Annotated in this window: 6 protein-coding genes; all 6 read right to left on the bottom strand. The window is 73.0% G+C overall.

Annotation, left to right across the window (positions count from 1 at the left end; translation table 11 throughout):
- Positions 1-34: 34 nt before the first annotated feature.
- Complete coding sequence (locus ACFU7Y_RS39550) at positions 35-1606, bottom strand: MFS transporter (protein ID WP_380771262.1); 1572 nt, start codon at positions 1604-1606, stop codon at positions 35-37.
- On the bottom strand, positions 1603-2214 hold the full coding sequence (locus ACFU7Y_RS39545; protein WP_224275866.1) for a TetR/AcrR family transcriptional regulator: 612 nt from the start codon (positions 2212-2214) through the stop codon (positions 1603-1605). The genes ACFU7Y_RS39550 and ACFU7Y_RS39545 overlap by 4 nt, the downstream gene beginning before the upstream one ends.
- Before the next feature lie 170 nt (positions 2215-2384).
- On the bottom strand, positions 2385-2777 hold the full coding sequence (locus tag ACFU7Y_RS39540; RefSeq protein ID WP_224275864.1) for a cell division protein SepF: 393 nt from the start codon (positions 2775-2777) through the stop codon (positions 2385-2387).
- A gap of 282 nt (positions 2778-3059) precedes the next feature.
- Positions 3060-3575 (bottom strand): DinB family protein, encoded by a 516-nt coding sequence (locus ACFU7Y_RS39535; RefSeq protein ID WP_224275862.1) that lies wholly within the window; start codon positions 3573-3575, stop codon positions 3060-3062.
- A gap of 67 nt (positions 3576-3642) precedes the next feature.
- The gene (locus ACFU7Y_RS39530) at positions 3643-4359 is read right to left on the bottom strand and encodes a TVP38/TMEM64 family protein (protein ID WP_224275860.1); all 717 of its coding nucleotides are present in this window, start codon (positions 4357-4359) and stop codon (positions 3643-3645) included.
- 109 nt (positions 4360-4468) lie between these two features.
- Positions 4469-5258: dienelactone hydrolase family protein (locus tag ACFU7Y_RS39525; RefSeq protein ID WP_380771261.1), on the bottom strand; the 790-nt coding region annotated here is incomplete at its 5' end.

The following is a 5258-nucleotide window of genomic DNA, read 5'->3' as shown; positions in this document are numbered from 1 at the left end:
TTCCCGCTGGGGGAACGGCCGTTCTCGTGCGCCCTTACGCGTCGACCTTCGGCTGCGCGGTCGGCGCGTCGACCACACCGTCCGCCACGGCCGCCGGCCCGGCCTTCGGGTCGGACAGCCCTCGCAGCAGCCACCAGGCCATCACGGCCGCACCGACCAGCAGGACGGCGGCCAGCAGTCCGGCGTTGTTCATGCCGTCGACGAAGGCCTCCCGGGCGCTCGCCAGCAAGGGGCGGCCGAGCTCCGGCGGCAGGCCCTGCGCCGTCTCGACGGCCGCGCCCAGGGATTCGCCGGCCCGGGCGGCGGCCGCCGGGTCGGTCCCGGCCGGGACGGAGAGCCCGCTCGCGTAGATCGAGCCGACCACCGATCCCACCAGCGCGATGCCGAGCGCGGTGCCCAGCTCGTACGCCGTCTCCGAGACCGCCGAGGCGGCGCCGGCCTTGTCGGCGGGCGCGGCGCTCAGCACCAGGTCCGCGCCGAGCGTGTAGACCACGCCCTCGGCCGTCCCGACCAGCAGGAAGGAGGCGGCCAGCAGCAGGTAGGCGGTGTCCTGCGCCAGCCAGCCGAGCACGCCCACGCCCAGACCCATCGCCAGCAGACAGGCCGTCAGCGCCTTGCGGGCGCCGAAGCGCCGGGCGATCAGGGCGGTCAGCAGGCCGCCGACCACCGAGCCCGCGAAGGCCGGCAGCTCCGCCAGACCCGCCTGGAGCGGCTGGTAGCCGCGGACCAGCTGGAGGTACTGCGAGACCACGAAGATCACGCCGGAGAGCCCGACCAGGGAGATCAGCGAGGCCGAGACGGCCGCCGTGAACCGCCGGTCGCGGAACAGCCGGACGTCGAGCAGCGGGGTCTCCAGCCGCAGCTGACGGCGGACGAAGACGAACAGCGCCGCGGCGCCCAGCACGAAGGCGGTCGGCACGTCCCAGCGGTCCAGGCCGTGCGCGGCGGCCTCCTTGACCGCGTACACCACGCCGATCACGCCGGCCATCGACAGCAGCACGCTCAGCACGTCCCAGTGGCCCGGCTTCGGGTCCTTGGACTCCGGCAGCAGCCAGGCGCCGGACACCAGCAGCAGGATCAGCACCGGGATGTTCAGCAGGAACACCGAACCCCACCAGAAGTGCTCCAGCAGTACCCCGCCGACCACCGGTCCGAGGGCGGCGCCGGCGGTGGCGGCCGCGCCCCAGATGCCGATCGCGGTGGCCCGCTCCCGGTCGTCCGGGAAGAGACTGCGGATCAGCGACAGCGTGGAGGGCATGATCGTCGCCCCGGCCACGCCGAGCAGTGCGCGGGCCAGGATCAGCCAGCCGGGGCTCGGAGCGTAGGCGGCCAGCAGGGAGGCGGCGCCGAAGGCGGCGGACCCGGCCAGCAGCAGCTTCTTGCGGCCGATCCGGTCGCTCAGGGCGCCCATGCTGACCAGCAGGCCGGCCAGCACGAAGGAGTAGGAGTCGCCGATCCAGAGCAGCTGGGTGCCGCTGGGGCGCAGCGTCTCGCTGATCGACGGGATGGCGAGGGAGAGGACGGTCGCGTCCAGGGCGACCACGGTCACGGCCAGGACGAGGACGGCGAGGCCGGTCCAGCGCTGGCGGGCGGTCAGGATGTTCATGGTTTATCGGTGTCCGGCCTGTGGTCGGAGGTGCTGTGGGCAGGGGGAGCGGGCGTGTGGGTGTCCGCTCTGCGCAGCGCGCCGCCGAGGAACAGCTCGGCGAGGGAGAAGGCGGCGTCGCGCGGGGCGAGCCGACCGTCCTGGATGGACCAGCCGACGCCGGCCACCAGGTCGAAGAAGGCCTCGCTCAGCCAGGCGGCGCTCAGCTCGATGCGGAACACGCCCTGCTGCTGGCCGCGCAGGAAGAGCGCGTGCAGCCGGGCGATCTGGACCTCCCAGAGGTCGTTGATGTCGTCGTGCTCGTAGAGCTGGTTCTCGCCGGCCAGGAAGGCGCAGAGCATGGCGTCCGGGACGGAGGCGTCCACCAGGCGACGCAGCGCGGCCTCGGCGTCGCCCCGTTCGACCTCGGCGGTGTCCAATGCTGCGGCGAACCGGCGCAGCCCGAGCAGGCCGACCTCGCGGATCAGGGCATCGCGCCCCGGGAAGAGCCGGTGCAGCGTGGCGCGGCTGATGCCGGCGGCGCGCGCGATCTCGTCCAGGTGGGCGGTCGGGCGGCGGGAGAGCACGCCGACGGCGGCTTCCAGGACGGTGTCGCGATCGGTGGCCATGGATCGAGCTTAGTCCATGTGAGACATCAATGTCTCATTCTTATGTTTGAGCTCTCAAATGATGCGCAGTCTCTCAGGGGCCGGGCAGCAAAAAACCGGGGACGGTGGGTGTACCGTCCCCGGTCCTCGGGGCGCCGCGCTCCCGGCCGCTGCGGGGCAGCGGCGGCGGCTCAGCTCTGGTTGTAGAAACCGGTGTCGTCCATCGGGCGGTCGATCACCATGACCTCGACGTCGGCCGGGGTGAGCAGGAAGACCCTCCGGGCGATCCGCTCGATGCCGCCCCGGGTGCCGAAGATCAGCCCGGAGGCGAAGTCGACCATGCGCTTGGCCTCGGCCTCCTCCATCTCGGTGAGGTCCATGACCACCGGGATGCTCGCCCGGATGTGCTCACCGACCGTCCGGGCCGCCTCGAAGCCCGTCGGCCGCAGGGAGACGATCTTCGTGGGCGCGGGGGCGGCCGGAGCCGTCTCCTGCTCGACCCACTCGTCGTCGTACACCGCGGCCGGGTAGTTCCCCGAGGGCATCAGCCACCCGTTGTGGTGCTCGTCGCGAAGTGCTCCCATGCCGCGCCTCCCTGCCTCGTCCCGTCCTGGTCCCCCGGGGGCGCGTGCCGTTCTTGACACGTCATCCACTCGTCGGAACTGTCCGAGTATCGCACTGTTCACCGGTCCCGTGCCCGCTCGCAACCCCCGTACGAGTCGTGCCGCGCCGGAAACCCGGGCGAACCCGGGCACTCCCACTGACGCGGCGCAGCGCCGTACGGTTGCGCGCGTTGACCTTATCGGTCGCGGTCACACCGTAATTGACCTTCTGTCAACAATGCGGAAACGATTTCACCCGCCGCGTCACTCGCCGGTCGAGCCGTCGACCGATTCGCGCAGAAGATCCGCGTGGCCGTTGTGTCGCGCGTACTCCTCGATCATGTGGGTGAGGATCCAGCGCAGCGTCACCGGCTCGCCGCGGCGCAGCTTCTTGCCGACGGTGTCCAGCGGCAGGCCGGCGGCGGCGCGACGGGCGGCCTCGACCTCGGCGTGCCAGGTGGCGAAGTCGGCCGCGACGTCGGCGGTGTCGATGTCGTCGAAGTCGCCGTCCTCGTTCTCCTTGGTCCAGAAGTGCCCGACGGTGATCTCCTGGCCGAGCAGGACGGACTGGAACCAGTACTGCTCCACCTCGGCCATGTGCCGGACCAGGCCCAGCAGTGAGAGGTTTGACGGCGGGACGGACCGCAGTCGCAGCTGGTCGTCGGTCAGGCCCTCGCACTTGAGCGCGAGCGTACCGCGGTGGTAGTCGAGGAAGGCGGTCAGGGTGACGGCCTCGTCGGCCGTCATCGGCGGGTCCACCCGCGGGTTCGGTTCGGTCATGCGCGCCATCCTGGCGTCCGGCGGCGAACCGGCGCGAACGATTTTGCTCCGGGGTCCGTGGAGCGGTTCAGCCGGCCGTCGCCCGGCGGCGGGTCCGGGCCGTCCGCCAGAGGCCCACCACGCTGCCCAGCACCAGCAGCGCGATCACCCCCGCCGACAGCAGGAAGGCCGCCGAGCCCGGTCGGCCGGCGCTGGCCGCCGCCGTGACGTACACCGCGGTGGTCGGCACCACGCCGATCGCGGTGGCCAGGACGAAGGGCAGGAAGCGGACCCCGGAGAAGGCCGCGCCGTAGTTGGCCGCCTGGAACGGCATGCCGGGCAGCAGCCGCAGCACCAGCACACTGCGGAAGCCCTGCTCGGTGAACCGCCGGTCCAGCGCCCCGAGCACCTTCCCGCGCAGGTGCGGGCGCAGCGCCTCGCGGCCGAGGCCCCGGCCGAGCACGAAGGCCAGGGCCGCGCCCAGCGTGGTGCCGAGCACCGCCAGCAGCACGCCCTGCTGGATGCCGAGCAGCAGCCCGGCCGCCGCGTTCAGCGCCGGCCGGGGCACGAAGGCGAGCGTCCCCACCGCGTAGACCAGGGCGAACAGCGGGCCGAACCAGTACCCGGGCATCCGGTCCGCCAGCCCGCCGGACAGCAGCTCCGTCGGGCTCCACAGCAGCAGCGACCCGGCCGCTGCCGCGAGCACCGCCACCAGCAGCGCGAACCGCCACCACGGAGAGCGTGGCGCGACGGCAGACGTCTGCGGCACGGCGGGCGGCACGGGAGCGGCATCGGGCTCGAACACCGCCCGAGCCTAACCGGTGCCCAGGCCCCGCCCATTCCCCGGGCCTGGTCGGGGAGCGGGCGGGGGAGCCGGGGTCGACGGGCATCGGGTCGGCCTCCGGGAGCGGGGTTCACCTCGGTCGGGCGAGGAATCCCAGCAGGCGTTGCCACGAGTCCCGGGCCGCGTCGGCGTGGTCGACCGCGGCGAGCTCGAAGAAGTTGTGCGGTGCGCCCGGATAGCCGACGAACTCGTGGGGGCAGTCGGCCGCGGTGAGTGCCGCGTCGAAGGCCGCGACGGTGTCGGCCGGGATGTGCTCGTCGGCGCCGCCCCAGAAGGCGAGGATCGGGGCGGTCAGCTCCCCGGCCAGCTGGGTGGGCCCCGGGGCGCCGTTGATGGCGTCGGGGTAGCCGTAGTAGCCGACCGCGCCGGCCAGGCCGAAGCGCGGTGCGGCGGTGCGGAAGGCCTGCCGGCCGCCGAAGCAGAAGCCGAGCGCGACCACCTCGTCGGGCCCGTCGGTACGCAGCCGTTCCAGTGCGGCGGTGATGTCGGCGTCCAGGCCCTCGGGGGTCAGCGCGAGGAGGTGGGGAAGCAGGTTCGGCAGTTCGCCGAATTCCGCCGGGCGCTTTTCCGGGGAGGCTCCGGCGGTGCGGCCGTAATAGTCGAGGACGAGGGCCGGGTGGCCCTGTTCGGCGAGCCGGGCGGCGGTCTGCCGGTAGAACGGGGACAGGCCCTTGTTGTCCGGCAGGAGGAGCACGCCCGGTCCGGTGGCGACCTCCGGGCGAGCCAGGAAGGCGCCGAACCGAGTGCCGTCGGCCGAGGTCAGGGTGAGGGGGGAGGCCTCGGCCAGCGGCCACAGGGCGGGGCTGAAGGCGGGTGGGGCGGCGTCCGGGTCGTAGCACACGGGGAATCCCTCTCGCGGC

It is taken from the genome of Kitasatospora sp. NPDC057542 (assembly GCF_042801945.1).
Lineage (GTDB): Bacteria > Actinomycetota > Actinomycetes > Streptomycetales > Streptomycetaceae > Kitasatospora.
The sequence above is the reverse complement of the archived record's forward strand: the minus strand, read 5'-3'. Positions and strand labels throughout refer to the sequence as shown.

What these genes read in the sequence shown, in the direction of transcription:
- ACFU7Y_RS39550 (WP_380771262.1), bottom strand. Translation starts at nt 1,606, where the DNA reads ATGAACATCCTGACCGCCCGCCAGCGCTGGACCGGCCTCGCCGTCCTC.
- ACFU7Y_RS39545 (WP_224275866.1), bottom strand. Translation starts at nt 2,214, where the DNA reads ATGGCCACCGATCGCGACACCGTCCTGGAAGCCGCCGTCGGCGTGCTC.
- ACFU7Y_RS39540 (WP_224275864.1), bottom strand. Translation starts at nt 2,777, where the DNA reads ATGGGAGCACTTCGCGACGAGCACCACAACGGGTGGCTGATGCCCTCG.
- ACFU7Y_RS39535 (WP_224275862.1), bottom strand. Translation starts at nt 3,575, where the DNA reads ATGACCGAACCGAACCCGCGGGTGGACCCGCCGATGACGGCCGACGAG.